The sequence below is a fragment of the Streptomyces spinoverrucosus genome (assembly GCF_006539505.1).
GTDB lineage: Bacteria > Actinomycetota > Actinomycetes > Streptomycetales > Streptomycetaceae > Streptomyces > Streptomyces spinoverrucosus.
Window position 1 is genome coordinate 25,505 of the sequence record NZ_BJND01000057.1, and the last position, 24,136, is coordinate 49,640.

Sequence of the window (24,136 nt, forward strand, 5' to 3'; positions counted from 1 at the left end):
CACCGACTCTCGTCAAGCCCCCTGTTGCAGCGGTGTGTTGGTGCTGTGCTGTGCCTGTGAGTACGCCTGCCAGTCCATCGCGGGAGCGGGCTGAACGGGCTGAACCTGCTGAACGGGCTGCGGGGCAAGCGCGGGCAGACTCACCGTGAACACGGTCCGTCCGGGCACGCTGTCCACGGTCACCGCACCGCCGTGCGCGGCCGCGACGGCCTGCACGATGGCGAGCCCCAGACCGGTCGAGCCGGTCGAGCGGGAGCGGGCGGAGTCGCCGCGCGCGAACCGTTCGAAGACCCGCGGGAGCAGCTCGGGCGGGATGCCCTGCCCGTCGTCCTCCACGTCCACGCACAACCAGTGCTCGCGCCATTGCACGCGCGCCGTGACCGTCGTACCGGGGGGCGTGTGCGTACGGGCGTTGGCGAGCAGATTGACGAGGACCTGCTGCAGGCGTGCCTCGTCGGCGGACACCAGCGCGGGCTCGTCGGGCAATTCCAGCCGCCAGTTGTGGTCTCTTCCGGCCGCGCGGGCGTCACTGACGGTGTCCACGACTAGCGGTACGAGATCGGTCTGCTCGAACTGGAGCGGGCGCCCCGCGTCGAGGCGGGCGAGCAGCAGAAGGTCCTCGACGAGCAGTGACATCCGGCCCGCCTCGGACTCGATCCGGCCCAGGGCGTGCCGGGTGTCCGGCCCGACCTGCTCCCTGCCCCGTCTGGTCAGCTCGGCGTACCCGCGGATGGAGGCGAGGGGCGTACGCAGCTCATGGCTGGCGTCCGCGACGAACTGCCGTACCCGCGTCTCGCTCTGCTGGCGTGCGTGCAGCGCGCCGTGCACATGGTCGAGCATGCGGTTGAGCGCGGCGCCCACCTGGCCGACCTCGGTCCGCGGGTCGGTCTCGGACTCCGGGACGCGCTCGCTGAGGTTGACCTCGCCGGTGTGCAGGGGGAGTTCGGAGACCCGGGTGGCGGTGGCGGCGACCTTGCGCAGGGGGCGCAGGGCCACGCCGACGATGGCGGCACCGGCCAGCAGGGCCGCGATGAGGCCGGCGGCGGTGACGCTGACCTCGACGATGATCAGGGTGCTGATCGTGTTGGTGACGGTGTCGGTGGGCAGCGCGACCAGGGCATTGCCCTTGTCGCCGGTCATGTATGTGACGCGGTACTCGCCCAGGCCCGGGATGTCGACGGTGTGGATACCGCTCGTGGGTACGTCGGCGAGCGCGGCCGTCTGTGCCTCGGTGAGCTCGACGGCCTTCATCCGCTCGAAGCCACCGGTCGTGGAGGACTCCTCCACGGCGACGACCGCCTTGGTGATCTTGCCGTCGCCGGCCACGACGGCGGCGACGGTGTCGGCCTGTGTCGGGCCCTTGGTGACGAAGTTGTCCAGCCGCTCGTCCACCGTCTCGGCTGTCGGTGATCCGCCCTGCGGGTCCCCCGGCACCCGGTCGCCGTCGCCCGGCTGCACCAGCCCGGCCGGTGGACCCACCGCCCGCCGCGCGGCGTCGGTGACCTGCCCGTCCAGCTGCTCGTACAGATGCGAGCGCAGCGCCAGCGTCGTCACTGTGCCGATCACGGCGCAGACCACCGCGATGAGCGTCACCGCGGAGACGACGAGCCGCGTCCGCAGGGTGCGCGGCTGTCCGGCCCGCCGCCGCTGCGTGCGCGGCTGTCGTCGTCGGCTCATGATGCGGCGGGCTTGATCAGATAACCGGCCCCACGCCGGGTGTGGATCATCGGTTCGCGCCCGGCGTCGATCTTCCGCCGCAGGTAGGAGATGTACAGCTCGACGACGTTGGCCTGCCCGCCGAAGTCGTACGACCACACGCGGTCGAGGATCTGCGCCTTGCTGAGTACGCGCCGCGGGTTGCGCATCAGGAAGCGCAGCAGCTCGAACTCGGTGGCGGTGAGGTGGATGTTCTCACCGGCCCGCGTCACCTCATGGCTGTCCTCGTCGAGGGTGAGGTCGCCGACGACGAGCACAGAGTCGGACCGGCGGTCGGCGGCACCGGACCGCCGGATCAGCCCACGCAGCCGCGCGACGACCTCTTCCAGGGAGAACGGCTTGGTGACGTAGTCGTCCCCACCGGCGGTGAGCCCGGCGATACGGTCCTCGACGGCGTCCTTCGCGGTCAGGAACAGCACCGGCACATCCGGCAGCTCCCGCCGCAACCGGCCGAGTACGGCCAGACCGTCCATGTCCGGCAGCATCATGTCGAGTACGACGGCATCGGGCCGGAACTCCCGCGCGGTCTGGACGGCACCCTGGCCGTCCCCCGCGCTGCGTATCTGCCAGCCCTCGTAACGCAGAGCCATGGACAGCAGCTCGGTGATCGACAACTCGTCGTCCACCACAAGCACCCGGACGGGGCTCCCGTCCGGCCTCAGCAGTTCGGTGCGCCCCTGGGGCGAGGTCGTGGTCATGGTGACCACGTTGTCGCCCGCCTCTGAGAACGCCCTTTCGGCAACCTGTGATTTGCCTGAGAAGCCATCCGCTCACCGATCGAATGGGGTCGTCAGTTCGAATGCAGGTTCCTGGCGGTGTGCAGCCGGATGGCGCGGAGGTCGGCGGACTGGTGATGCGGGTGTCGAAACGGCAGCTGTTGCGTGCCGACTCCACATATTCCGTATCCGGCCGGTCATGCTCCTTCTGGCGGGTGGCACTCCTGGCGAGTCTCGGCCTGTGCGGTGTCGGGGTGGGACGGATTCCAGAGCCGGTCGGCCTCGCCGCGGGCGACATGGTCCTCGTAGATCCGCACCTTGTTTCGCATCACGTCCAAGGTCTCTTGCAGTTCCCGGATCTGCGTCTCCACGTGGCTTTCGTGCCGGCGTAGCAGCTCGAGGCGCTCGTGTTCGTTTCCCGGGCCCTGGCGGACCAGGTCGATGTATTGCCGGATCGTCGCCAGTGACATGCCGGAGGAGCGCAGCTTGGTGCAGATCGCCAGCCACTCCAGGTCTTCCTCGTGATAGATCCGGCGGCCGTTGGACAGGCGGCGTACCGGGTTGGCGAACAGGCCCTCCCGCTCGTAGAAGCGCAGTGCGTGAACGCTGAGCCCACTGCGCCGCGCCACCTCACCGATACTCAGGTCCATGAGCGCCCTCCCCATCACACAGATGTTGATCTAGACCCGACTCTAGGTTCTAGCGTCGGGCTGTTGGCCATCGGGGCCATCGGACGAGGGGAGTACGGGAGAACATGAGCGTTTGGTTTGTCACGGGTGCCTCGCGTGGGTTCGGCGCGGAGATCACTCGTGAGGCGCTGGACCGCGGGCATCGCGTGATCGCTACGGCCAGGGACATGTCGGCGGTGCTGCGCGCATACCCGGAGAAACCGGCAGGACTGCTGTCGGTGAGCGCGGACGTGACCGAACCGGAGCAGCTCACGGTGGCGGTGGAGGCGGGCCTGGCGGAGTTCGGCCGGATCGACGTCGTGGTCAACAACGCGGGTTACGGCCTGGTGGGCGCGATCGAGGAGACCTCTGACACGGCTGCCCGGGCATTGTTCGACGTCAACGTGTTCGGCGTGCTCAACACGTTGCGGGCGACCCTGCCGACGCTGCGCGCCCAGCGGTCCGGACACATCTTGAACATCAGCTCCGTGGGCGGCTTCGCCACAGCTCCGGCGGTGGGGCTGTACGGTGCGTCGAAGTTCGCCCTGGAGGGCATTTCCGAGGCGCTGCACGGCGAGCTGGCCCCGCTCGGCGTGCGCGTCACGATCGTGGAGCCGGGCGGCTTTCGCACCGACTTCCTCAACGGCTCCAGCATCCAGGTCGAACCAGCCGCCATCGAGGACTACGCCGCCGGCGCGGGGCCGGTGCGCGAGGCACTGGCCCAGAACGACGGTCGCCAGCCGGGTGATCCGGTGAAGGCGGCCAAAGCCATCGTCGACATCACCGAGGTCGACGAGCCGCCGCTGCGCCTGCAGTTGGGTGCGGACGCGGTCGAGCGCGTCGAGGCGAAGCTGGATCTGGTGCGACGCGAACTCGACGAATGGCGTCACGTAGCGCTCTCTACCGCGATCTGAGAAGTCATCCACTGACCGGGCTGTCGGTTCGAATGCGGGTTCCTGATCGGGTGGTCGCACCGGGGTCGATGCATGAAGACAGGACCTCCTTGGTAGCACGGCGATGCGAGTCAGCTGAGCTGCGGGAGGTCCTGTTGTTGTACGCGTGTCGGTCTGCGGAGTCCAACTCGGCTGTGTCGCCGTGCGATTGTCTCGCTCACCGGTTCGGGAACGCGGCCGATCATCCGGAGCGGATCCCGTGCTACGGCTCGGACATGACGGAGACCGAGTGGCAGGAACTGCGCCGTCTGCTGCCAGTGCCGGCGTGGCTTCAGGGGCGGGGCGGACGGCCGGAAGGCTACTGCCACCGCGTGATGCTCGACGCTGTGCGGTACGTCGTCGACAACGGGATCAAGTGGGCGAACCTGCCGATGGAATTCCCGCCGTTCAAGCGGGTGCACGCCTTCGCCCGCCGCTGGCAGGTGACCGGCCTGCTCGCCGAGCTCCACGACCGGCTCCACGACCGGCTCCGTGACCGGGTGCGGGCGAAGGAGGGCCGCAGCCCGGATCCAAGTGCGGCGATCGTGGACTCGCAATCGGTGCGAGCCGCGGCGAATATCCCCCGGTCAACGTCTGGATGGGATGGCGGGAAGAAGGTGGGCGGCCGAAAGCGGCACGTGGTGGTGGACTGTCTCGGCCTGGTGCTTGCGGTGCTGGTGACCGCGGCGAGCGTGCAGGACCGCCAGGCCGCCGTGCCGCTGCTCACCCGGCTGCGGGAGCGGTACTTCTCCATCCGCCTCATCTGGGCGGACTCCGCCTATGCGGGCCGGCTCGTCGACTGGACCGCCGAGATACTCCGCCTCACCCTCGAGATCGTCAAACGCTCCGACACCACCACGGGGTTCGTGGTGCTGCCGCGAAGGTGGGTAGGAGAGCGAACGCTGAGCTGGCTGGTCCGCTCGCGTCGGCTGGTGCGCGACATCGAGACGCTGCCCGAGATGCACGAGGCCATGGTGCTGTGGTCCATGACCATGCTGATGAACGCCCGCCTGGCCGGACGCCGCCGCGACGCCTTCCTCACGCGGCCACCGGCACCGGCTCCTTGCAGACTGTGAACAGCCCCGGCTCCACCTCGACAGCCCAGCCCCGTGCGGCAAGCCGCTTCAACCGCGAACGCATCCCCTCCACCCGGGCCGGAACCGCCCTGTCGCCCAGTGCGAGCGCGATCTGCTTCGCCCGCATTCCGCCGTCGGCCTCCGGCGCCGCCAGGACCATCAGGATCCGCTGGTACTCCGGGGCAAGTACCTCCGCACCGACACCCTCGACGCGGTCGGCACCGTCGAGCCCGTCACAGCGGCGGCCTTCACCTGCCCCGTCGTCTCAGCGTCCGGCTCGGCCAGCACCTCGGTGACAGTCTCACGAGCCTGCCCGAGCCGCTCCAGCTGCACTTCCGCCGCACTGAGCGCAGCCCTGATCCGCTCGGCCTCCTCGCGCAGCCGGACGACCTCCGCACGGACCTTCTTCTCCCGGGCCTCCAGCAGACCGAGCACCGACGGCATCAGCCACCTCCACGAACATGACACGAGTAGACAAACACCCGAACTATCCCGGCACCAACCGAAGTTCATGCCCGACCAGCAGAAATTCACCGATCACATTCGGAATGCGGATGGCTTCTCAGAAATTCACAGGGGGGTGACAGGGGGCGGCTGGGGAGCGCTCATGGGGGCCTGGGGCCTGGCAGGGGGAGCTGGCTGGCCGCTCGGGGGGCTTGGGAGCCCCGCCCGACCCACCGGAATCCCTGGCCCGCCCCCGAAATCCCTCGCCGGCCCCCGGAATTCCTCACCGAGCCATCAGAACAACCCGTCCTGCAAGGCCCCCGCATCCCGATCCCGGTACTCCCGCACGGGAAAGGAGAGGCCACCCCCTTGGCTCCCGCCCGCCGGCACCAGCTCCCACCCCCGCATGAGCCGCGTGTCCAGCACCACGACGCGCCCGCCCCCGACGTCCAGATGCAGATCGGGCCCGGCGGCAGCAACCAGCGCCCCGCTGACCACCCCACCGGCGACGAGCTCACTCACCTCCCCCACGGCCCCCGGCACCCCCTCCAGCCCGAACACCCGCACATGATCGACGGCCCGGAAGGGCACCGGCGCCAGCGACTCGGGCCACCCGGCAAGGGCGGTGGCGCGCCCATGCAGCTCCGCTATCTCGGCCGCCCGCTCCGCCTCCGTCCCGGGCAGCCCCGCCCGCACCGCCCGCTTGGCGGCGTACGGAATCCGATCCGGCACCCGCAGCGCGGCCCGCAACATCTCCTCGGCCCGCCGCGCGGCCATCAACGGCCCCACTCCGAGCCAGCTGAAACAGACGGCCCCTTGCTCCAGCAGCCGAGCCTCCCCCCGCTCGACGGCAGTGATCCCGACCTTCACCATCCCGGGCCCGAACCACGCCAGATACACGTGATAGGCCCGCGGATCGTCCGGCACGGCATCGGCGGCCACGGAATGCGCCCGATCCAGCCGCGCACACTCCTCGCACCGCGCCCCGATACTCCGCCCCGCCACGACGGCCCCCACCGGACACACATGGCCCCGAGCCCCCACACACGCCCGCACCCCTCCTTCCGCCACCCCGAAGCTCACCCATTTCCCCCGCTCCAGCGCACTGCGCCGCCCGCCACTCCACACGAGCACGGGACCACTGCCCGCCCACCGCAGCCCCGAGCACTTCCACACCTGTGCCATGGATTCCGAGCGTAGGCGCCACCACTGACAACGGCCCGGTCACCTCTCACCCGCCCGCACCGTCAAGAAAGCGACCACCGAGCCAACCGGGAGCCGTCATGTTCACGACCTACCTCGTCGTCACCCTCCTCACCGCCGCCGCCACCTCCTCCGCGGCCGTCGCCAACCTGATCGGCCACGACTACCCCAAGTCCCAGGCGGACCGCCTCCACATCCCCCACTCCTGGATCCGCCCCCTGGGCACACTCCTGGCGACAGCGACCGTGGGCCTCCTGACCGGCCTGGCCATCCCCCCACTGGGCACCCTCACCGCGGCATGCCTGGTCCTGTACTTCCTGGGTGCCCTCTGGGCCCACATCCGGGTCCACGACCGCCAACTGGGCCCCTGGTCGGCGTGCTTCGGCCTGTCCCTGGCGACACTGCTGCTGAGCATCGCCCACCAGGCAAGCTGACGCATGCCGACGCGACGCCGAAATCGTCCTCAGAGCCGGGGCTCCGCCGGAAGCGACAACGACGTAACGACGGAGGGGGAGTTGTACGTCGGCAGAAGGACCTGCGACGGATTCAGCATGCGCGTATCCCGGTAGTCCCGGTAGTCCCGACGGCACTCCCGGAAGCCCTGCCGGTAACCGTCGCGGTGCCCGGCTCGGAACCCGTCCCTGAAGCCCCGTCGGTACTCCCGACTCTGCTGAGGAACAGAGGTGGCCTGTCGATAATCCCGATAATCCCGCTGCTGCCGACGGCAGTCCCGGTAGCCCTTGCGGTAACCATCGCGGTGCCCGGCTCGGTAGCCATCCCTGAAACCCCGTCGGTACTCCCGGGTCTGCGTAGGGACGGCGGTCGCTGTACTGACGTGCGTCTCACTGGGTGCGGCGGCCGCAAAGGCCTGCTGAGAACTGACCGGGGTGAGAGCGACAGTCGCGGCGATGAAGGCCGAGCTCAGGACGGCGGCCCGTCTTCTGATAGCGGGCATACCAGCCCCTTCTTTGGTCCTCTTCACATACGGGCAATCTCCACTGTAATCACCCATATGGGTGCCGCAACTGGGACACCGGGGCGGCGGCATCCGCAAGGCGGCCCATCGTCAGAGCCTTGCGGATGCCGGGACTTCAGCGGCGCCCGGTTCCAATCAGGTGCGCAGGATCAGAACCTGGCGGTCACTTCTTGTCGAGCTGGATCAAGCCGCTGTAGTCACCCGTGATCGTGTGACCGTAGAAGGGGTCCGTGCCGGTGGTGCGGGCGATCACCGAGGCCTCGCCGCGCTGGAAGGGCACGGTGCCCGTGGGCGTGGCCTGCGCGGTCCACGGCGTGGGGTCGCCCGGTACGCACGCCACTTCCGTACGGTATGAGCCGCGGACGGTGACGCCCTCAACGGTCTGGCTCACCGTGCCGTACGACTGGACCGTCACGGGCGAGTTGCAGGTGACCGTGCCGTGGACGACGGCCTTCCCGGTGGTCCTGTCGGCGACGCCGTCGGCGGCGACCTGCAGCCCCAGCACGGTCTCGGCGGGCGGCTCCGGATTGGTCAGGCGAACCTCGCCGCGCACCGATTCCGTTGCTCCCGGGCAGTGCTGCTCGAAGGAGGCGTCGAGAGCCTTCACGTAACCATAGGGCCCGAACTCCACCGAGCGGATGGTGAAGGAGCCCTCGGCAAGACAGTCCCGGCCGTTGCCTCTGAGCTCGATCCGCGGCTCGCCCGGAGCCGGATTGGCCTTGGCACCGGTGTAGGTACCGGGCACCAGCGGCTGCGACGGGCCCCACGGGGCCTCCATGTGCAGGGACCACGTGTCGCCGCCCGCACCGTTGACGAAGACACCGACGCCGGTTCCGACGCCGTTGCTGGTGTAACCCTGGACGGTCATCCCGTCCTGGGAGCCCTCGCCATCGGTGTAGGAGTACGACTGTCCGGCGCTGATGTATTCCCCGGCATCCCCGCTGAAAGCGAAGCTCCCGGACTCGACCTCATACGCCTGCGCCGTGCCGCCGGCCAGCAGGCCCGACGCGACAGCGGTGAAGGCCAGCGTCGCAGCGAGGCGGGTGGTGATGCGCGTGTACGCGTTGTTGCGTGCGCGAATTCGCAAGGAAAACTCCACAGGTCCGTAGACGGAAAGAGATGGAGAGAGATGAGGAGAGATGAAGAGAAGGGTGTGAGGTACGGCAGCCGGTTCAGCTCTTGCGCAGGGACACGGTGGCTGTCTCGGGCTCGGTGACGACCGTGTGCCCGTACACCGGGTCAGTCGCCTGTGCCTTGAACTCGACCACGGCGTCGCCCTTTTCGAAGGGGACGTCACCGACGGTCCCGACCGCTGCCCACGCGGCAGGCGTACCCGGGGTGCAGTCCACCCGCGTGTAGTACGAGGCGGTCGCGAGGCCGCCCTTGGCCACGACCTGGTCGATCCTGCCGTTCACCAGCACGTTGACCGGTTCGGTGCAGGTCACGGTGCCGTGCACGGCGGGCTTCCCGTCGGCGCCGACCGTGCCGGAGGCGGCGATGTCGACGCCCAGCGACAGCTCCGCGGGCGGCGGGGGGTTTGTGAGGTGGACCTGGCCGGTGAGTCCGGGGGTGGTGCCCACGCAGTTCTGCTGGAAACTGGCGTCCAGGGCCTCCACGTAGCCGCGCGGCCCGAGAACCATACGGTCGATGGTGAAGGAACCCTCGGACTCACAGCCGTAGAACGGTCCACTGACGGAGAGCCTCGGCGCTCCGAACGCCGGTGTGTCGGAGGCGCCGGTGTACGTTCCCGGAGCCAACTGCTCCCCGTACTTGGCTCCCATGACGACATCCCACCGATCGCCGTCGGCGCCTTGGACGATGACGGTGAGCCGGTTCTGGTTGTCGTCCCAGCCGGCGTACATGGCGTCGGCCGAACCTTCGCCGTCGGTGTACGAGTAGGAGTAACCGCCGCCGACCGGGTCCCCGACCTCGCTGACGACATCGAACGTCCCTGATTCCACCTCGACGGCATGCGCCGGAGAACTCACCAGAAGGCCCGCTGCCACCACCCCGATGCCCAGGGATACGCCAACGGTCCTGGCAAGCCGGGTGAACGCGCGCGTTCGAACACGCAAACTCATGGTGCCCCAAACGGTGAAAGATGAGCTCACTGAGAGCTCCTGCCGTGGGGGGCGGCGGGAGGAGTATGCCAACCGCGCAGCGATCTTCACAACCCGGTTGCCCCGCTCACCCACCCGGCTTTGGCATCGGCTGAGCCCGGTAGCGCCACAGGGCCTCCACCCCATCGGGTACGAAGGTCCACTGCCGAAGTGCCTTGAAGACGAACCGCACCCGCGCTTGGACGCCCAGTTCCTCGGCGAGCTCACGGGCCGCCGCCTCTTGATACGTCTCCCCGACCTCTGCCGCTCCACCGATCAGCCAGTTGTACTGACCCGGAAACCGGGACATGCCCGCCGGTCTCCGATGCACCAGGATGCGGCCTTCCGGATCACGACAGACGGTTGTCGCGACACGGTGCAGCCAATGGTTCGCGATGGCTTCGCTCCGGTCCACCACGCCGAGTACGCGATCCTGCTCGTCCACCTGCTCCACCAGTTCGCGCATGGCGCCCACGATCGCAGAGGGCTACGACAGTTCATCGTGGCGAACGCCGATACCAGGCGACCGTTTCGGGACGGCCCCGCGTCCCCATCACCATGACGGAGTTGGCGGCGAGGTCTCCCGCGGCGACGATGAACTCGGCGCCAAGCGGCCGAAGTCACGGCAGCGTTGCTGTGCTGTCGGGGAGTGCTGTGAGGCGTACCCGTCCCGTCGGGTGGTCCAGGCGGCACGCGCCTCGTCGCCGCCGGATCAAGCCCTGGTCCGTCGACCAGGCGGGGCGCTCCCTCGCCGACGATCCGTAGGCCCGGGCAGGCAGTTGGGCGGAGACTCCGTGGTCTTCCGGATCGCTCGTCGACGCGCGGTGGTCATCGGTCAGCATGTGCCATCGTTGCCGTCAAGCTCACTGAGCGAAGCTGTCTGCGAGAGCTGACCCCGAGCTTGGTGAAGACGTTCCCGAGGTGCCACTCCACCGTACGAGGGCTGATGAACAGCTGGGCGCCGATCTCGGCGTTGGTATGGCCGTCTCGGGCCAGCCGGGCGATCTGGGCCTCCTGACCGGTGAGTTGGGAGGCGGCGCCGACCGTCCGCTTGCGTACGGTTTCTCCGGTGGCCAGAAGCTCCCTGCGAGCGCGCTCGGCGAAACCCTCGGCTCCGATGCCGCTGAACACCTCGTGGGCGGAACGCAGTTGGGCACGGCTCTCCTGGCGGCGGCTCTGGCGGCGCAGCCACTCGCCGTACAGCAGGCGGGCGCGGGCCAGGTGGACAGTTACCCGGCAGCGTTCGAGGTGCTCGATGGCCTCCCGGTAGAGCCCGTCGGCGGCACCGGCGTCCTGGTCGTCGCTCAGGAGCGCGCGTGAGCAGGCTTCCGTACCCAGGGCCCAGTCGGTGCCGCTCGCGCGGGTGCGTTCGATGAGCTGGTTCAACGCCGACACGGCGGCCTCCGGCCGCCCGCTGCGGGCGGCGGCCTCGATCAGTTCGACCAGTGCCCAGCCGAAGAAGCCAAGATCCTCGTACTGGCATACGCGCGTCGCGGCCGCCAGGGCGTCCTCGTAGCGGCCCAGGCCGTTGTACAGCACAGCGGTCGCATAGTCGGCGAGGCTCAGAGCACGTCCCTCGCCCCGGGAGACCACCTCGTTCGTGGTGGTCTCAATGAGGTCCAGTGCCTGGGATTCCTGTCCTCGCCAGGCGGCGAGCACCAATGACGTGTACATCATTGGTACGCCGCCCGCCGCCTCCGAGATCGCCGTCGCCTCGTCGATCAGGGCCGCCGCGGTCTGGAACTCGCCGGCGTGCACGTGGCAGAACGCCTGGTAGGTCAGCGCCATCGGGAGGACGGCGAGTGCGCCTGCCTCGCGGGCGATACCGACGGCGCCGGCTGCCAGCTCATACCACGCGTCGTCGTCCCACAGCTCAGCTGCGAGAGGCTCGGGCGTCACCCGGAACGCCAGCCACAGCCAACGCCTGTCCGCATTCGTCGCGTCGGTTCTCTGCTCAAGGCGTACGACGTGCAGGGCACGCCTGATGGCGTCGACGCCGTCGGCGTGGCCGTCGATGATGAGGCCGGCCATACTGTCCAGGAGGACGTCGACCATCCGCGGCGGCACAGAGGGCGCCGGTCCGGAGCGGGCCGCCTCGGCCACCTCGCGCTGCCCGGGCCCCTCGCTCAGCCGGCCGGCGAAGATCGCCGCGCCGACCGCCTCCAGCAGGGTGTCACGGGCCAGGGCGGCGTCGAGGGGCGCCAGCCGGTGTGCGGCGTCGAGCAGGAGCCGGGGCGCGTCGCCACCGCGTACCTGCGAGAACACCAGCCGAGCCCGCAGCCGCTCCAGCCGTGCACGTTGCAGGTCGTTGAGCGGGCCGGCCTCCGCGGCCGCCAGCATGTTGTGGGCCTGGTCGGCCCCGCCGACGTCGATCGCGGCCTGGGCAGCGGCCAGCGCACGGGTGACGCGGCGAGCAGGATCGGGCGTCAGCTCAGCCGCCCACCGCAGGAACGATGCTGCCGCAGCGGCTCCTCCCCGGCCCTGTGCCCGGCCGGCCGAGCGCTCCAGGTCGACGGCAACGCCCTCGTCGCGCCTGGCGGCGGCGTGAGCGCGATGCCACGCCCTGCGATCGGGATCAAGGTGAGGATCGGTGGCTTCCGCCAAGGCTCGGTGCGCCGCCCGGCGGTCTGGGGCGGACGCCCTCCCGTAGATGGCCGAACGCACCAGGGGATGGCGGAACCGCACTTTGGTGCCGAGCTCGACCAGTCCCGCGGCCTCGGCCGGCGCTGCGGCGTCCACAGGTATCTCCTGCAGACCGGTCGCGCGCCACAACAGGTCCACGTCTCCGGTCGGCTCGGCCGCCGCGGTCAGCAGAAGCCGCCGACTGTCCTGCGGCAGTGACCGGAACTGCTGATGAAATACGGTCTCGATACAGCTCTCCGAGTGGCGCCTGCCGGGAAGCCAGAAACCCCCCGCCAGCTCGGTAGGTGCGAGCGCGCGCGGCAGGGCCAGCAGGACCATCGGGTTGCCGTGCGCTTCGGCCACGATCCGGTCACGTACGAGCGGGTCGAGCGGGACGCGGACGGCTGAGGACAGCAGGGCACGTGCGTCGGGATCGCTGAGGCCATTGACGATCAGTTCCGGCAGGCCTGCCAGTTCACGAACGTCATCGCCGGCAGGCTCGCGCAGGGCGAAGACCAAAGCCACCGATTCGGCCATCAATCGCCTGGCGACAAACGCCAGCACCTGCAGGGACCCGTCATCGAGCCACTGTGCATCATCGACGAGGCAGGCCAGCGGCCGGTCCGCGGTGGCCCCGGCCAGCAGACCGATCACGGCCAGGCCCACCAGGAACCGGTTGGGTGCCTCACCTTCCCGCAGTCCGAACGCGACGGACAGTGCGTCGCGCTGTGGTCCGGGGAGCTTGTGAAGCCGGCCCAGCATGGGCGCGCAGAGCCGATGGAGGCCCGCGAACGGAAGCTCCATCTCCGACTCGATACCCGCGACGCCGACGGTGCGGAACCCGACGGCCCGGCCTGCTGCGTAGTCCAGCAACGCGGTCTTGCCGATCCCCGCCTCACCGCGCAGGACCAGGACCGCGCTGCTGCCCGAACGCGCTGTGGTCAGCACCTGCTCCAACGCGGCCAGCTCCTTGCCCCGGCCCCGCAGTGCGACATGCGAATCGAAGGCGGGCATGCCCATGGATCGATCTTTCTGCCCCGCTTGGTGAGCTAATGCGATCTTATTTCCATCCGGGCTTTATGGCAGTTGTGCGGGCTCAGGCCCACCCCCGGGTCCGGCCACGGGACCACCCCCGGGGTTTTCCCTGGGGCGACGCCCGCCCGCCCAGTCCACTGTTGATGAGTCGCCGGCACACACCCGCCGGCCACAACAACAAGGAGAAACGCCCCCTATGTCTGTCACCCCCGAAGCGACGGCGATCCGGCCGTTCACGTTCGAGTTCTCCGACGCGGAACTCCAGGACCTGCGTGCGCGCATCGAGGCGACGCGTTGGCCCGAGAAGGAGACCGTCGCGGATCAGTCGCAGGGCACGCAGCTTGCCACGATCCAGGAACTCGCACGCTACTGGGCGGAGGAGTACGACTGGCGCAAGGTCGAGGCGAGGCTGAAGGCCCTGCCCCACTTCATCACCGAGATCGACGGACTGGACATCCACTTCATCCACGTCCGCTCGAAGCACGAGAACGCTCTGCCGCTCATCGTCACGCACGGCTGGCCCGGCTCGATCATCGAACAGCTCAAGATCATCGAACCGCTCACCGACCCCACCGCCCACGGCGGGAGCGCGTCGGACGCCTTCCATCTGGTGATCCCGTCGATGCCCGGCTACGGATTCTCCGGCAAGCCGACCTCGACCGGTTGGGGTCCCGAGCGCATCGCGCGCGCCTGGGGCGAGCTGATGAAGCGCCTCGGCTACACGAAATACGCGGCGCAGGGTGGCGACTGGGGTGCGGTCATCACGGACACCATGGCCGTTCAGCAGCCCGAGGGCCTGGTCGGTATTCACACCAACATGCCCAAGGTGGTTCCGCCCGCCATCGAACTGGCGATCGTGGCCGGCAACCCGCTGCCGTCCGACGTCGTCCTCGCCAACGACGAGGAGAAGGCGGCGGTCGAGCAGCTGGACTTCGTGTACCGGCACGTCTACTACGCCTACATGATGGGTTCGCGTCCGCAGTCGCTGACCGCGTTCGCGGACTCTCCCGTCGGCTTGGCGGCCTTCATGCTCGACCACGACAGGGACAGCCTGGCCCTGATCTCCCGGGCGTTCGCCGGACAGAAGGAAGGCCTGACGCGTGACGATGTCCTGGACAACATCACGCTCTTCTGGCTGACGAACACGGCGATCTCCGCAGCGCGTCTGTACGCGGAGAACAAGAGGCCGTTCTTCGGCGCCGTGGGTGTCACCCTCCCGGTCGCCGTGAGCGTCTTCCCCGACGAGCTCTACCAGGCTCCGAAGACCTGGGCGGAGCAGGCGTACCCGAACCTCATCCACTACAACCGGCTCCCCAAGGGCGGCCACTTCGCGGCGTGGGAGCAGCCGGAGCTCTTCGTCGAGGAGGTGCGTACGGGCCTGCGGTCGCTTCGCTAGTACCGGATCGGGCAACGTTGACGGTGGCCAACGGTCGGCGTCGGTGCGTGAGGGCGCCCGGTGAAATGGGCGAGCTGATCGACGCACTGCAATCTTGCTGCACTTCGCTGCTGTACTGCAGGATCGAACGATGTCCCGATCAGTAGGCGCGCACACCGCCGACCCGTGCCCCCGGTGCCTGGTTGAGCAGGTCCGTCTCGGCGGCCTCGTGTCTGTCGCGGGGCGCGATGCCGTCGGCTACTTCTGCGCGCTGTGCGGGAACTCGTGGTCCCGCCCGGTCGAGGACGACCTGGAGGTGTACGACACCGTCAGAGCGGACCTCCCGGACAGGACGCTCTACGGCACCGTCCGGCAGGTGGACGACGATCGAGTCCAGGTGCGCGATACGAGCGGTGGGCGGCTGCTGTGGGTCGCGCGTTGGCGGATCATCCTCTACTGAGGCCCGTCCGGCGAGGGCCCCCGGAACATCAGCTTGGGAAGCGGCGATCACGTGCCGCCGATTCGAGCTCTGACCTGCGCGAATGGCGACACGGCGGCCCTTGTCGGTCGGAGCCGCCTTCACCGTGATTCCCCGTTGTGGTGCGGCGGCACCTGCGTTCACGGGCGACTGGCCGAGACGGAAACTGAGACGGCCGCCCTCCTCAACGCGGCACCGGAGACAGCTCGCGAGTAGCTGTCGAAGCCACCGCTAGGCAGCCTTGGGCCGCGTCGCAGGCCCGCCTGGGGCGGGCACCTGTTCATCCTCGGACCAGAAGATCTCGTCTTCTCCGAAGTCCGGGGGCTGGAAGGGTTGCGTCGTCGGAGGCGGTGATACTACGGCGGAAGGGCGGGGTTGCCCTTCCGCAGCGGAGAACAGCGATGTCGAGTCGATGAGGGGTCTGCCTTTCGTTACAGGTCCCTGATGGGGGCCTGGTGTGCCGTGACCAGGCACAGCGGTCCTACAGCTTGGTCATCTTGGTGTACGGGCTCAAGATCCGCATCTGTGTTTGGCCGAAATCCACGAGCGCCGCGATTCCGTCTTCGATGCCGATTACCCGGCCGAGGCCGTACATGTCATGGGTGACCTGGTCGCCCATGGCGAAGTGCTTGGGAGCCGATGTGACCGGGGCCTTGAAGGGGCTGGTGGGCAAATGACGCTTCGGTGCCGCAGGCTTTGTCATGGCTCAGTATGAGCCTATCTGTATCCCGCTCGCTGTGGCCGTCGGCACAGATCCGGACGGGAAGAACCGTGTCACGTCACTGACCTGGTGTTTCGAGATCTGGTGAGGCGAAAGTCGACCGCAGATCTCCTTCGCTGACAGTGGCTGACGCCTGCCATCTGGCACGGTTGCAGCACGAACCTGCACGCTTCACCGCCTACCGGATACGTCACCAAGAACGCCGAAGGCACCGTGGCCCGCTGGCTGACCCAGCGGAAAAGAGGCCCGCTGCCGCCACCGCCTCCCGTCGTTGACCAGCAAATCGACGGAAGACACCTGGGCAACGATGGGAAGACCGGTGAGCAGGTCGGCCTCGACCTGCTCCACGACAGCCTCGTCCTGGCCCTGGGCGACGGTCAGATGCGGGACAACATCGTCGAACTGTCCGCCGAACGGCGGGTGTTCCGGCCACCGCTCGACCATCGCCTCGGTGAGGCACCTGAAGTGGGTGTCCGGTTCGGGGGCGAGATACAGCACTCCGGGAAACCGGCCGCAGTGGTCGAACCGGGCCTCGAAGGACTGATGCCGACCGAGTACCTCGCCGATCGCGGCGCAGACCCCCTGGTCGATCCGGCTCGCATCGAGAAACGGAAAGAGCACGGTGACATGGGCCGGAACACCGCCACGGGCCGAGGGGTCAAGCCGGTCACGCCACCCTCGCACTGCAGGCTCCGCCTCCGGGACCCTCACAATCAGCCCCGACTGCCCTGCCTGAAACCCATGCGTGTCGTCGTCCTCCATCGCATCTGTCTACCAGCGGGCCCGACCGGCGGCGACCCGATTACCACCCCCCTGCCAAGCCGGACGGGGCCCCACCCGAGCACACAGGTGGGGCCAAATCACGGTGACAGAACATGCCCGAGCGATCGCCAAGTGGGGGACAAGATGACGATCGCCGAGTACCTGACGTACTGGCTGATGAACGTCGCGAAGGGCAAGGTCAGCAAGACGACGTACGTCAACTACGAGTCGCTGGTGCTGCGCACAGGGCAAGGACAAAAAGCAGCTGGAGCACAAGCGGCGCTGCTGACCGGAAGGCGGCTGGTGCCAACTGGCAGGGGACAGGTCAGGGCCTCGTCTTCAGCACGAAACAAGGGAACGCCCATCGAGCCGCGCAACCTGAACCGGTCCTTCGAGACGCTGTGCGCCCGCGCGGGAGTCCGTAAGGTCGGCTTCCGTGACCTGCGCCACACTTGTGCTTCGCCCCTCCACGAACAGAGCCGCCGACGCCCGCATGATCATCGAGGTGCTCGGGGAGAATGGGACGCCTCCCTAATCAGGTCCGACAAAAGCCGGAGGCCCTGTGGATCACTCCACAGGGCCTCCGACATGCTGCGCACTCGGAAGGATTCGAACCTGCAACCTTCTGATCCGTAGGATCGGGCAAGCTGTTGGGCGAGGGCTCCGCCTTCCTCCAGGACAGGTGCTGACCATCGTGATCAACGGTCTCTGTGTGGCGTCGTTGCCGTCAAGGTTGCCGTCATCCGTCATACCGGACGTCGGCCGTCCCGTATCCGGGTGGGCGGCGGCTGGAACACGTACACCCACCTCGTCGGCGTCGGCAACGCCAACCGCGACGGGCGCCCCCACCTGTACGCCGTCAACGCTGCCAACCCCCACGGCGCGTACCTGTCCAAGGGCACGGGCGACTGGCGCGTACCCTTCCGCTCGCGTGAGCAGGTCGGTGTGTACTTCGCCGGCACCAAGCGCCGGTAGGACCACTTCGCCTGAGCGACACCTCCGTCGGCCTGACGACATCGCCACCCAGCACAACCTTCTGACGTGATCAAGAGTCCGACCGGGCGCGCAGCCCCTGGTGCGCGCCCGGTCGCTTGAGAGGAACCCGCTTTGATCCATGTTCGTCCCGCCCGACATCAGCTCGTCGCGGCCGTCACCACCGTTCTCGCCGCGACCGTCGGTGCGAGCCTCGCGACGGCGCCCGCGATCGCCGCGACGCCCACCGCTGCCGTCGCCGCGGACGCCGGACCCGCCGACACGCAGGCGACCGTCGACGGCGTCATCTCCATCCCCCGCACCGACCAGATCCTCAGCGTCGGCCCGACCGGGTTTCTGTCGGTGGAGCGCCGATGGGACCACACGTACTACCGCTGGACCAGCACCGTCGACGGCACCACCACAAGCCTCCCGGAGTGGTACAGCGGGTACCGCGGCGGCGGTTCCGACACCGTCGTCGCCAAGGAGGACGGCACCACCCGGTACCTGCTCCATGACATGTCATCGCCGGGCAGCGACCCCGCGGTCGTCAACCAGACCGACACCCGGCTCTACTGGAAGGGCGTCGTCGGCAGGACTCTCGTCTTCTCGTCCTGGGACAGCCAGAGCAAGGTGGGCCAGCTCCGTCTGATCGGCGAGGGGAACCAGGCGGGCAGCGACCGGCAGGTGACCGGCCTCACGCCGAACTCCAGGATCCAGAGCGTCGAGGCCCTGTCGAACAGCTCGGCGCTCGTCCGGTACGTCTCGGCTGATGCCGACACCGACCGCTCCTACCTCGCCGTCGTGGACGTCGCCACCGCCTCCGTCGTCGAGAAGCGCGAGGTGGGCGTGTCCGCGTACGACACCGACACAGCCCTTTCCGGGGAGCGCTGGGTCTGGGTCGACGCCCCGACGTCCGCGCACGCCAAGCTCATGTACGCCACCCGCGACGGTTCGGGGAGCACGCCGGCCGTGGAAGCGGCCGACCTGGGCAACTCCGTCCGCCCGCACATCGGCGTCCTGGGTGACTGGGTCACGTACGCGACTCCGGGCGGCGCCGCCGCGACCGAAGCGTCCCCCCGCTTCGCGCTCAGTGCTGTCAACCTCGTCGACGGATCCACGGTCAAGCTCCTCGACCACGCCTCGTCCACCGTCCCCACCACCGACGGCGCGCTCCTGGTGCGCGGCGGTACGGTCGCCCACGGTGAGGGGGTCTACCGGATCGCACTCGGCGCGGACGGCAAGCCCACCGCCACGCTCATCGCGAGCACCGGCGAGCCGACCGTGCTCACGCTGCACACCGCGGCCATTCCCCCGGTCGTCGACCTCGACAAGAACAACGGTCAGGCCCTGCTCCGCTGGGTACTCTCCCGGACCAATGCCCAGGGCTCCGTGACGGTGCGTCATGTCGGCACGGGCCGCAGCGTGCGGTACGACTTCGCACAGGCGGCCACCTACGAGGACAAGGGATCCGTCGACTTCCGCTGGGACGGGATGCTCCCCAACGCCGAAGGCATGAAGGAGTTCGCGCCCAGCGGCGACTACGCCTGGGACTTCACCGCCACCCCACTCAACGGCATCGGTCCGGACGTCGCGCAGACCGGCACCTTCAAGGTCACCCGTACGACCGGCCTGCACGACTACACGGACAACAGCACACCGGACCTGCTCTCCCGTGACGCCGCGGGCGTGCTGTGGCGCGACGACTCGGCCAAGGTGGCGTCCGCGCCGCAGCCGTACTCGACGGGTCGGGTGAAGGTCGGCGGCGGCTGGCAGATCTACAACCAGCTGGAGGCCGTCGGGAACATCGCCGGCAGCCCGGCCGGCGACCTTGTCGCCCGTGACAAGGTCGGCGTGCTCTGGCTCTACCAGGGCAACGGAAACGGCAACTTCGCCAGCCGTACGAAGATCGGCAGCGGCTGGCAGGTCTACAACAACATAACCGGCGGCAGCGACCTCGACGACGACAGGAAGTCCGACCTCCTCGCCACCGACGCCGCCGGCGACCTGTGGTTCTACAAGGGCACGGGCAGCACGAGCGCGCCGTTCGCATCCCGCAAGAAGATCGGCAGGGGCTGGGGGATCTACAACCAGCTCACCGCCACCGGCAACATCACCGGCACCTCCGCCGGAGACCTCGTCGCCCGCGACAAGGCAGGTGTCCTGTGGCTGTACGAGGGCAAGGGCGACGGCACCTACGCCCCGCGCACGAGGATCGGCGGGGGCTGGGGCGTCTTCACCCACCTCGTCGGCATCGGCGACGCCGACCGCGACGGGCGGGCCGATCTCTACGCGGTCGGAACCTCGGGCGCCAAGTTCTACGCGGGCACCGGTGACACGGCCGTCCCGTTCAAGCCCGCTGCCCCGGGCAACCTGCTCTGGGACTCGGCACCCGTCAACTCGGTTTTCTGACGACGTCGGCCTCCATCCGGTGACCCTGTTCTGACGGGACGGCGGCACGGTCTCCCAGACGGTCCTTTCGACGCAGCTGTCCTTGGGGCCTAGGCGCCGGTAAGGGCGGATACGAGCAGCAGCCCGCATCCGCCCTCTCCAGGTTCCGTGAGGGACGGGCATCGGCTCCCGGTCGCCCCGCGTGTCAGAGACCCCCCTCCGGACGAGGCCGTCCTCGCCCCGCTCTATCCGCACCTCGAAGTCCGCCCCGGGCACGCGCGCGTGGGGGGCATGAGTGCTTGATGTACTAAAGGGCCGTCCTACCTTCCAAGACGTGGGTCTGATCCGGTCTTACGAATGACTGGATCAGACCCACGTCTTGGAAGGTAGGACAAGCCTTAGTTGCCCCGAAGTCCAGCCGCGCCAACAGCTCACTCTGGTGCTGCAACATGCCGTGCACGTAGCGTTCGAAGGGTGGCTTGTTCCAGAAGATGACCGTCAGGGCGTCGGCCAGTGCGTTGTACGCGCTTGGGTTGATGGCCTTACTACTACGGGCGCTGGACTGCGACACCGTCCCCTCCTCCGTACGCATCGTCACCGACCTATTACGGTACTGCCGAAGGGACCGACCATGTGCACATACGACAGTGCCCGATCCAAGCGGACGTCGCTGGCCACCGGTCGCCCGATGGGGTCGGCGGCAGGAGGCGCATGCCAGCATCAGCATGCCTGAGCTGGCCTGATCAACAGGACAGGGCCTAACCGCTGATGTTCCTGAAGTCCTGATCCAACGTGCTGTAGTGAGGCACAGGTAGGGGCTGCTACGGCAGCTGCCACAGCAGGTCACGATTCGTGGGCTCGCGACACGACCCTGGGAGCCCTACACTACATATCGTCAACTTGACACGAAATCACCCGAACCTGCGTCCATCTCCGGATCAGTCTGAGATGCTGGAGATCGGTCGAGAGGGGCCGCAGGTATGGAGTGGAAGACCCACGGTGAGCGACAGGTCTACACCAACAAGTGGGTGAATCTGTGTCTGGTCGACGTCCAACAGCCTGACGGGCGCAGGTGGGAGTACCACGTCGTTCGCCTCAGGCACCTGGCCGTGGCCGCCGTGGTCAATGACCGCCAAGAGGTCCTGATGATGTGGCGGCACCGCTTCATCACGGATTCGTGGGCCTGGGAGTTGCCCATGGGCCTGGTCGAGGAGGGTGAGACCCCGGAGGAGGCGGCAGCCCGCGAAGTGCTGGAGGAGACGGGGTGGCGCCCTGGCCCCATCAAGCCCCTGATTTACGCCGAGCCGGCCAATGGGATCACCGACTCGCAGCACCACGTCTTCCGCGTGGATGGCGCGACCTACGCCGGGCCGCCCACTGAGAAGAACGAGTCCGACCGCATCGAGTGGATCCCCCTCTCGGAGGTGCGGGGGATGATCGATCGTCGGGAGATCGTGAGCAGCGGATCGCTCGTCGGTCTGCTCTACCTACTCATAGATGAAGCGATCCGCTGACTGGTGGGAGGAGTGCCCGTAGCCGCGCCTCGAAGGCCAGGGCTACGGGCTCTTGCCTGTGCGGGGCCAACTGGTCGTAGAACTCCCTGAGATGGCCTGACACGCGCTCCGAGGCAACCGCCGACGCGGGTTCCAGAGCTTCCGTGGCGGTGTGGCATGCCTGGTCGAGCTTGCCTTGGTCCAGCTGCGTACGGGCCAGCCAGAACGCGTGAAACGCGCGGCCTCGCTGGTTGGAGCGGTCCTCCCTCCGCAGTGCATCCGCGATCAAGGGTTCGGCGGTCGCTGCTTCGCCCAGTCGGCCGTGGGCGATGCCCGTGTCCACAATCAGTTTCGGCTCATCGAAGTACGTCACCCATGACGGGTCTGGGTCGCTCGACCGAACCTGCTCGAACTGGTGGTGCGCTTCCCCGATCGCCCGGTGCGTGGAATCCCGGTTTCCGAGGGTGGCGTGAGCGAAGGCTTCGCGCATCGACAGCATGGAAAGCACCCGTGGGGTGGTGTCGAGTGCTGAGCGGGCCTGGTCCTGGGCGGCGGTCACGAGGGCCAGAGAGTCCGCAGGCTTGTCCTGGTAGGTGCCCTGCAAGCTCATGCAGGCAAGGACGTTGGCCATGAACTGGCGATCGTCGATTTCCTTGGCCAGTTGCAGGGCCTCAGTGAAGTACGCGCGGGCCTGGTTGTACTGGCGGGCGTCGAAGTAGGTCCAGCCGGTGAGGCGTGCGAGCTCGGCCGCGATGCCGTACAGGCCGTTCTGGATGGACGATGGCCGGTTCTCCTTCAGGAGTCCAACGACATACCGGAGCTGGCCGACGATGGCCGGCCTCAGCGCCTCGCCGCCGTGCTGGTCGTCCCGTCGCCAGTAGTCCTCGATGGAAGAGCGGAAGGCTGCAAGTGTGGCCGCACTGAGGTTCGTTCGGCTGGCCAACGCCAAGATGCTGTCCACGTCGGGACCTGGCAGAGCCGCGGCGTCTGCTGCTCGGGCTCCGGTGCTTGGTGTACCTCTCGCTCGGCGACCACGAGCGCCTGCGACGTCTCCCACGCTCGGCGCGCAAGCCCAAGCATGTGTCCCGGGATGCGCAAGCCGTCCGCGATACGCTCGATGACGTCCATGTGCTGCAACTGACGTTGACCTGCGATTACTTCACCGACACGGCTGGGGGTCAGCTCACACCGTCTGGCGATCATGGAGGGGTAGATACCTGCCCTGATCTTCACCAGCCGGAAGACTCTGGCGAAGTCCCGCACCCGACAGGCATCGATCATCTCGGGATCGGTGAGCAGCCTGGCAGGTAGTTCCTGCGGCAGGTCGGCGTCGGGCATTGGGCAAGCTCCCCACTGCGAGGGCTACGCAACGTCGCTGGTTCTCTACTTGCCGCGATGTTACCCAAGTTGGGTAATCAGCCTGACCTTTTGGCGGAGGTCCCCTGATCGCGATGCTCCTTTCCATGGCGAGCAACCAGCAGACCAGGCCAGGCATCGGTGAACTGGCGAAGGACAGCGCCAGGGGACGTATCGGCGTCGTCATGGGTGAGGTCGGCGGCCGTGTGCAGATAAGGCCGATCGGTGGCGGCATGGAGTGGGATGCCAGGCCGGACAACGTGGTGGCGCTGAATGCGCGGGAGGAACTGAGCGCACGCCTGGCCGTCAAGAACGGCAACAGTCGGGATCGGCTGTGATGCGCGCCATCGGCCGGTACGCGGGAGTCCTGTTCATCATCATGATCAGCGGGTCGTGCGGCCTGGTGATCGGCGTGGCTCTCGCCATCGGCCAGTAGACCGGCCGCCCCGAACGGGTGCCAGTTCCCCGGCTCCCCCGCCCCCGTTCGGGGCCGGCCATCCAATCCCGCGTCCTGGTCGTCCATGAGCCACGGCTCACCGATCGATGCGGGCGGTAGATGCAACGCACCGCCACACACAAGGAGATTTCGCATGACGGCAACGGCGAACGTTCAGAAGTCCGGTCGCGCGGTGGCTGGTGAGGAACTGTTCGAAAGCCTCGCCCACTTCGTGGTCCTCCACAACGGGCAGTCGCCCGAGCGAGCGGAGCGGATCGCGGACCAGGCGGTCGGCTTCGTGGTCACCGCAGCCACCACCACCGTGCCCATGGTCCCGTCGGACGACGTGGACCTCGGCCTGCACGCTCTCATCCTGCACACGAAGGAGTACGCCGCTCTGTGCGAGCGGCACGCCGGCCGCTTCCTGCACCACAACCCGGCGCCGGGCGGAGGGGCCCGTGACCCGGAGAAGGTCGCCGCCTCGGCGCGCGCCATGAAGGCGGCCGGGTTCATGGTCTTCGACGAGTTGTGGACCGTGAACGGCACGAACCTCGCGCAGTGCGACTTGGACTGCGGCCGACCGTACGGTCAGGCGTAGCACACGACAGCAGCGACGCGGCCGGCCTCGACTCGGTCGGCCGCGTTCGCCCGGAAGGAGAAGAGAC

General features: G+C 68.2%; 23 protein-coding genes and 2 pseudogenes. 12 read left to right on the forward strand and 13 right to left on the reverse strand.

Features of this window, described 5'->3' with window-relative positions:
- Window positions 1–12: 12 nt before the first annotated feature.
- The 3 genes from SSP24_RS31880 to SSP24_RS31890 all read right to left on the reverse strand — a co-directional run bounded on the left by SSP24_RS31880 (window position 13) and on the right by SSP24_RS31890 (window position 3,082).
- Window positions 13–1,677 carry a sensor histidine kinase gene (locus tag SSP24_RS31880; protein ID WP_141313449.1) on the reverse strand — a complete coding sequence of 555 codons (1,665 nt, stop codon included), beginning with the start codon at window positions 1,675–1,677 and terminating at the stop codon, window positions 13–15.
- Window positions 1,674–2,414, reverse strand: coding sequence for a response regulator transcription factor (locus SSP24_RS31885; protein ID WP_141313450.1), 741 nt, complete (start codon window positions 2,412–2,414; stop codon window positions 1,674–1,676). Before SSP24_RS31885 ends, SSP24_RS31880 begins: the two co-directional genes overlap by 4 nt.
- A gap of 215 nt (window positions 2,415–2,629) precedes the next feature.
- Window positions 2,630–3,082 carry a MerR family transcriptional regulator gene (locus tag SSP24_RS31890; RefSeq protein WP_141313451.1) on the reverse strand — a complete coding sequence of 151 codons (453 nt, stop codon included), beginning with the start codon at window positions 3,080–3,082 and terminating at the stop codon, window positions 2,630–2,632.
- Window positions 3,083–3,186: 104 nt separating this feature from the next.
- Here SSP24_RS31890 and SSP24_RS31895 point away from each other — a divergent pair, with 104 nt between their 5' ends.
- Both SSP24_RS31895 and SSP24_RS31900 read left to right on the forward strand, forming a co-directional pair.
- Window positions 3,187–4,014 carry an oxidoreductase gene (locus SSP24_RS31895; protein WP_141313452.1) on the forward strand — a complete coding sequence of 276 codons (828 nt, stop codon included), beginning with the start codon at window positions 3,187–3,189 and terminating at the stop codon, window positions 4,012–4,014.
- Window positions 4,015–4,268: 254 nt separating this feature from the next.
- The gene (locus SSP24_RS31900) at window positions 4,269–5,108 is read left to right on the forward strand and encodes an IS5 family transposase (RefSeq protein WP_174864759.1); all 840 of its coding nucleotides are present in this window, start codon (window positions 4,269–4,271) and stop codon (window positions 5,106–5,108) included.
- Between the two features lie 159 nt (window positions 5,109–5,267).
- Here the strand turns inward: SSP24_RS31900 and SSP24_RS44455 are convergent, their stop codons facing one another.
- Window positions 5,268–5,552: a hypothetical protein gene (locus tag SSP24_RS44455; protein ID WP_229865085.1), complete on the reverse strand. Its 285-nt coding sequence runs from the start codon at window positions 5,550–5,552 to the stop codon at window positions 5,268–5,270.
- A gap of 294 nt (window positions 5,553–5,846) precedes the next feature.
- The gene (locus SSP24_RS31910; RefSeq protein WP_141313453.1) at window positions 5,847–6,737 is read right to left on the reverse strand and encodes a DUF2797 domain-containing protein; all 891 of its coding nucleotides are present in this window, start codon (window positions 6,735–6,737) and stop codon (window positions 5,847–5,849) included.
- A gap of 98 nt (window positions 6,738–6,835) precedes the next feature.
- Here SSP24_RS31910 and SSP24_RS31915 point away from each other — a divergent pair, with 98 nt between their 5' ends.
- Window positions 6,836–7,189 carry a DoxX family protein gene (locus SSP24_RS31915; protein ID WP_141313454.1) on the forward strand — a complete coding sequence of 118 codons (354 nt, stop codon included), beginning with the start codon at window positions 6,836–6,838 and terminating at the stop codon, window positions 7,187–7,189.
- Window positions 7,190–7,894: 705 nt separating this feature from the next.
- Here SSP24_RS31915 and SSP24_RS31925 read toward each other — a convergent pair.
- From SSP24_RS31925 to SSP24_RS31935, 3 genes are all read right to left on the reverse strand, one after another.
- Window positions 7,895–8,818, reverse strand: coding sequence for a hypothetical protein (locus tag SSP24_RS31925; RefSeq protein WP_141313455.1), 924 nt, complete (start codon window positions 8,816–8,818; stop codon window positions 7,895–7,897).
- 85 nt (window positions 8,819–8,903) lie between these two features.
- The gene (locus tag SSP24_RS31930) at window positions 8,904–9,692 is read right to left on the reverse strand and encodes a hypothetical protein (protein ID WP_141313456.1); all 789 of its coding nucleotides are present in this window, start codon (window positions 9,690–9,692) and stop codon (window positions 8,904–8,906) included.
- Window positions 9,693–9,918: 226 nt separating this feature from the next.
- Complete coding sequence (locus SSP24_RS31935) at window positions 9,919–10,296, reverse strand: NUDIX domain-containing protein (RefSeq protein ID WP_141313457.1); 378 nt, start codon at window positions 10,294–10,296, stop codon at window positions 9,919–9,921.
- A gap of 139 nt (window positions 10,297–10,435) precedes the next feature.
- Here SSP24_RS31935 and SSP24_RS44460 point away from each other — a divergent pair.
- Window positions 10,436–10,586: pseudogene (locus tag SSP24_RS44460) on the forward strand (site-specific integrase); the annotation flags it as partial.
- Window positions 10,587–10,658: 72 nt separating this feature from the next.
- On the opposite strand, the gene SSP24_RS31945 reads toward SSP24_RS44460, so the two are convergent.
- Window positions 10,659–13,472 (reverse strand): AAA family ATPase, encoded by a 2,814-nt coding sequence (locus SSP24_RS31945; RefSeq protein ID WP_141313458.1) that lies wholly within the window; start codon window positions 13,470–13,472, stop codon window positions 10,659–10,661.
- A gap of 211 nt (window positions 13,473–13,683) precedes the next feature.
- Here SSP24_RS31945 and SSP24_RS31950 point away from each other — a divergent pair, with 211 nt between their 5' ends.
- Together SSP24_RS31950 and SSP24_RS31955 are read left to right on the forward strand one after the other, a co-directional pair.
- Window positions 13,684–14,883, forward strand: a complete 1,200-nt coding sequence (locus tag SSP24_RS31950; protein WP_141313459.1) for an epoxide hydrolase family protein — start codon at window positions 13,684–13,686, stop codon at window positions 14,881–14,883.
- 130 nt (window positions 14,884–15,013) lie between these two features.
- Window positions 15,014–15,322 (forward strand): hypothetical protein, encoded by a 309-nt coding sequence (locus SSP24_RS31955; protein WP_174864760.1) that lies wholly within the window; start codon window positions 15,014–15,016, stop codon window positions 15,320–15,322.
- A gap of 499 nt (window positions 15,323–15,821) precedes the next feature.
- On the opposite strand, the gene SSP24_RS31965 is transcribed toward SSP24_RS31955, so the two are convergent.
- Window positions 15,822–16,043, reverse strand: coding sequence for a hypothetical protein (locus tag SSP24_RS31965; protein WP_141313461.1), 222 nt, complete (start codon window positions 16,041–16,043; stop codon window positions 15,822–15,824).
- 189 nt (window positions 16,044–16,232) lie between these two features.
- Entirely contained in the window at window positions 16,233–16,823 is a 591-nt protein-coding gene (locus SSP24_RS31970; protein ID WP_141313462.1) for a 2'-5' RNA ligase family protein, read from the reverse strand.
- A gap of 144 nt (window positions 16,824–16,967) precedes the next feature.
- On the opposite strand from SSP24_RS31970, the gene SSP24_RS43405 reads away from it, so the two are divergent.
- The 4 genes from SSP24_RS43405 (at window position 16,968) to SSP24_RS31990 (ending at window position 21,700) form a co-directional block, all read left to right on the forward strand.
- The gene (locus SSP24_RS43405; protein ID WP_174864761.1) at window positions 16,968–17,459 is read left to right on the forward strand and encodes a site-specific integrase; all 492 of its coding nucleotides are present in this window, start codon (window positions 16,968–16,970) and stop codon (window positions 17,457–17,459) included.
- A 141-nt stretch (window positions 17,460–17,600) separates the two neighbouring features.
- Window positions 17,601–17,798 (forward strand): hypothetical protein, encoded by a 198-nt coding sequence (locus SSP24_RS31980; protein WP_141313463.1) that lies wholly within the window; start codon window positions 17,601–17,603, stop codon window positions 17,796–17,798.
- Between the two features lie 132 nt (window positions 17,799–17,930).
- Window positions 17,931–20,207, forward strand: a complete 2,277-nt coding sequence (locus SSP24_RS31985; protein ID WP_141313464.1) for an FG-GAP-like repeat-containing protein — start codon at window positions 17,931–17,933, stop codon at window positions 20,205–20,207.
- 959 nt (window positions 20,208–21,166) lie between these two features.
- The gene (locus SSP24_RS31990; protein ID WP_141313465.1) at window positions 21,167–21,700 is read left to right on the forward strand and encodes an NUDIX hydrolase; all 534 of its coding nucleotides are present in this window, start codon (window positions 21,167–21,169) and stop codon (window positions 21,698–21,700) included.
- Here SSP24_RS31990 and SSP24_RS31995 read toward each other — a convergent pair.
- Together SSP24_RS31995 and SSP24_RS45650 are read right to left on the reverse strand one after the other, a co-directional pair.
- Complete coding sequence (locus tag SSP24_RS31995; protein WP_506005154.1) at window positions 21,678–22,736, reverse strand: NsdA family TPR-like regulatory protein; 1,059 nt, start codon at window positions 22,734–22,736, stop codon at window positions 21,678–21,680. The two genes, SSP24_RS31990 and SSP24_RS31995, sit on opposite strands and share 23 nt — an antisense overlap.
- A gap of 80 nt (window positions 22,737–22,816) precedes the next feature.
- Window positions 22,817–23,017, reverse strand: a pseudogene (locus tag SSP24_RS45650) (hypothetical protein); the annotation flags it as partial.
- A gap of 113 nt (window positions 23,018–23,130) precedes the next feature.
- Here SSP24_RS45650 and SSP24_RS32000 point away from each other — a divergent pair.
- Window positions 23,131–23,373, forward strand: coding sequence for a hypothetical protein (locus SSP24_RS32000; protein ID WP_141313466.1), 243 nt, complete (start codon window positions 23,131–23,133; stop codon window positions 23,371–23,373).
- 252 nt (window positions 23,374–23,625) lie between these two features.
- Complete coding sequence (locus SSP24_RS32005; protein ID WP_141313467.1) at window positions 23,626–24,069, forward strand: glycine-rich domain-containing protein; 444 nt, start codon at window positions 23,626–23,628, stop codon at window positions 24,067–24,069.
- The last annotated feature ends 67 nt before the right edge of the window (window positions 24,070–24,136 follow it).

Bases quoted from the DNA above. Each gene is read 5' to 3' on its own strand.
- SSP24_RS31880 (WP_141313449.1), bottom strand. From the start codon at position 1,677: ATGAGCCGACGACGACAGCCGCGCACGCAGCGGCGGCGGGCCGGACAG.
- SSP24_RS31885 (WP_141313450.1), bottom strand. From the start codon at position 2,414: ATGACCACGACCTCGCCCCAGGGGCGCACCGAACTGCTGAGGCCGGAC.
- SSP24_RS31890 (WP_141313451.1), bottom strand. From the start codon at position 3,082: ATGGACCTGAGTATCGGTGAGGTGGCGCGGCGCAGTGGGCTCAGCGTT.
- SSP24_RS31895 (WP_141313452.1), top strand. From the start codon at position 3,187: ATGAGCGTTTGGTTTGTCACGGGTGCCTCGCGTGGGTTCGGCGCGGAG.
- SSP24_RS31900 (WP_174864759.1), top strand. From the start codon at position 4,269: ATGACGGAGACCGAGTGGCAGGAACTGCGCCGTCTGCTGCCAGTGCCG.
- SSP24_RS44455 (WP_229865085.1), bottom strand. From the start codon at position 5,552: ATGCCGTCGGTGCTCGGTCTGCTGGAGGCCCGGGAGAAGAAGGTCCGT.
- SSP24_RS31910 (WP_141313453.1), bottom strand. From the start codon at position 6,737: ATGGCACAGGTGTGGAAGTGCTCGGGGCTGCGGTGGGCGGGCAGTGGT.
- SSP24_RS31915 (WP_141313454.1), top strand. From the start codon at position 6,836: ATGTTCACGACCTACCTCGTCGTCACCCTCCTCACCGCCGCCGCCACC.
- SSP24_RS31935 (WP_141313457.1), bottom strand. From the start codon at position 10,296: ATGCGCGAACTGGTGGAGCAGGTGGACGAGCAGGATCGCGTACTCGGC.
- SSP24_RS31945 (WP_141313458.1), bottom strand. From the start codon at position 13,472: ATGGGCATGCCCGCCTTCGATTCGCATGTCGCACTGCGGGGCCGGGGC.
- SSP24_RS31950 (WP_141313459.1), top strand. From the start codon at position 13,684: ATGTCTGTCACCCCCGAAGCGACGGCGATCCGGCCGTTCACGTTCGAG.
- SSP24_RS31955 (WP_174864760.1), top strand. From the start codon at position 15,014: ATGTCCCGATCAGTAGGCGCGCACACCGCCGACCCGTGCCCCCGGTGC.
- SSP24_RS31965 (WP_141313461.1), bottom strand. From the start codon at position 16,043: ATGACAAAGCCTGCGGCACCGAAGCGTCATTTGCCCACCAGCCCCTTC.
- SSP24_RS31970 (WP_141313462.1), bottom strand. From the start codon at position 16,823: ATGGAGGACGACGACACGCATGGGTTTCAGGCAGGGCAGTCGGGGCTG.
- SSP24_RS43405 (WP_174864761.1), top strand. From the start codon at position 16,968: ATGACGATCGCCGAGTACCTGACGTACTGGCTGATGAACGTCGCGAAG.
- SSP24_RS31990 (WP_141313465.1), top strand. From the start codon at position 21,167: ATGGAGTGGAAGACCCACGGTGAGCGACAGGTCTACACCAACAAGTGG.
- SSP24_RS32000 (WP_141313466.1), top strand. From the start codon at position 23,131: ATGCTCCTTTCCATGGCGAGCAACCAGCAGACCAGGCCAGGCATCGGT.
- SSP24_RS32005 (WP_141313467.1), top strand. From the start codon at position 23,626: ATGACGGCAACGGCGAACGTTCAGAAGTCCGGTCGCGCGGTGGCTGGT.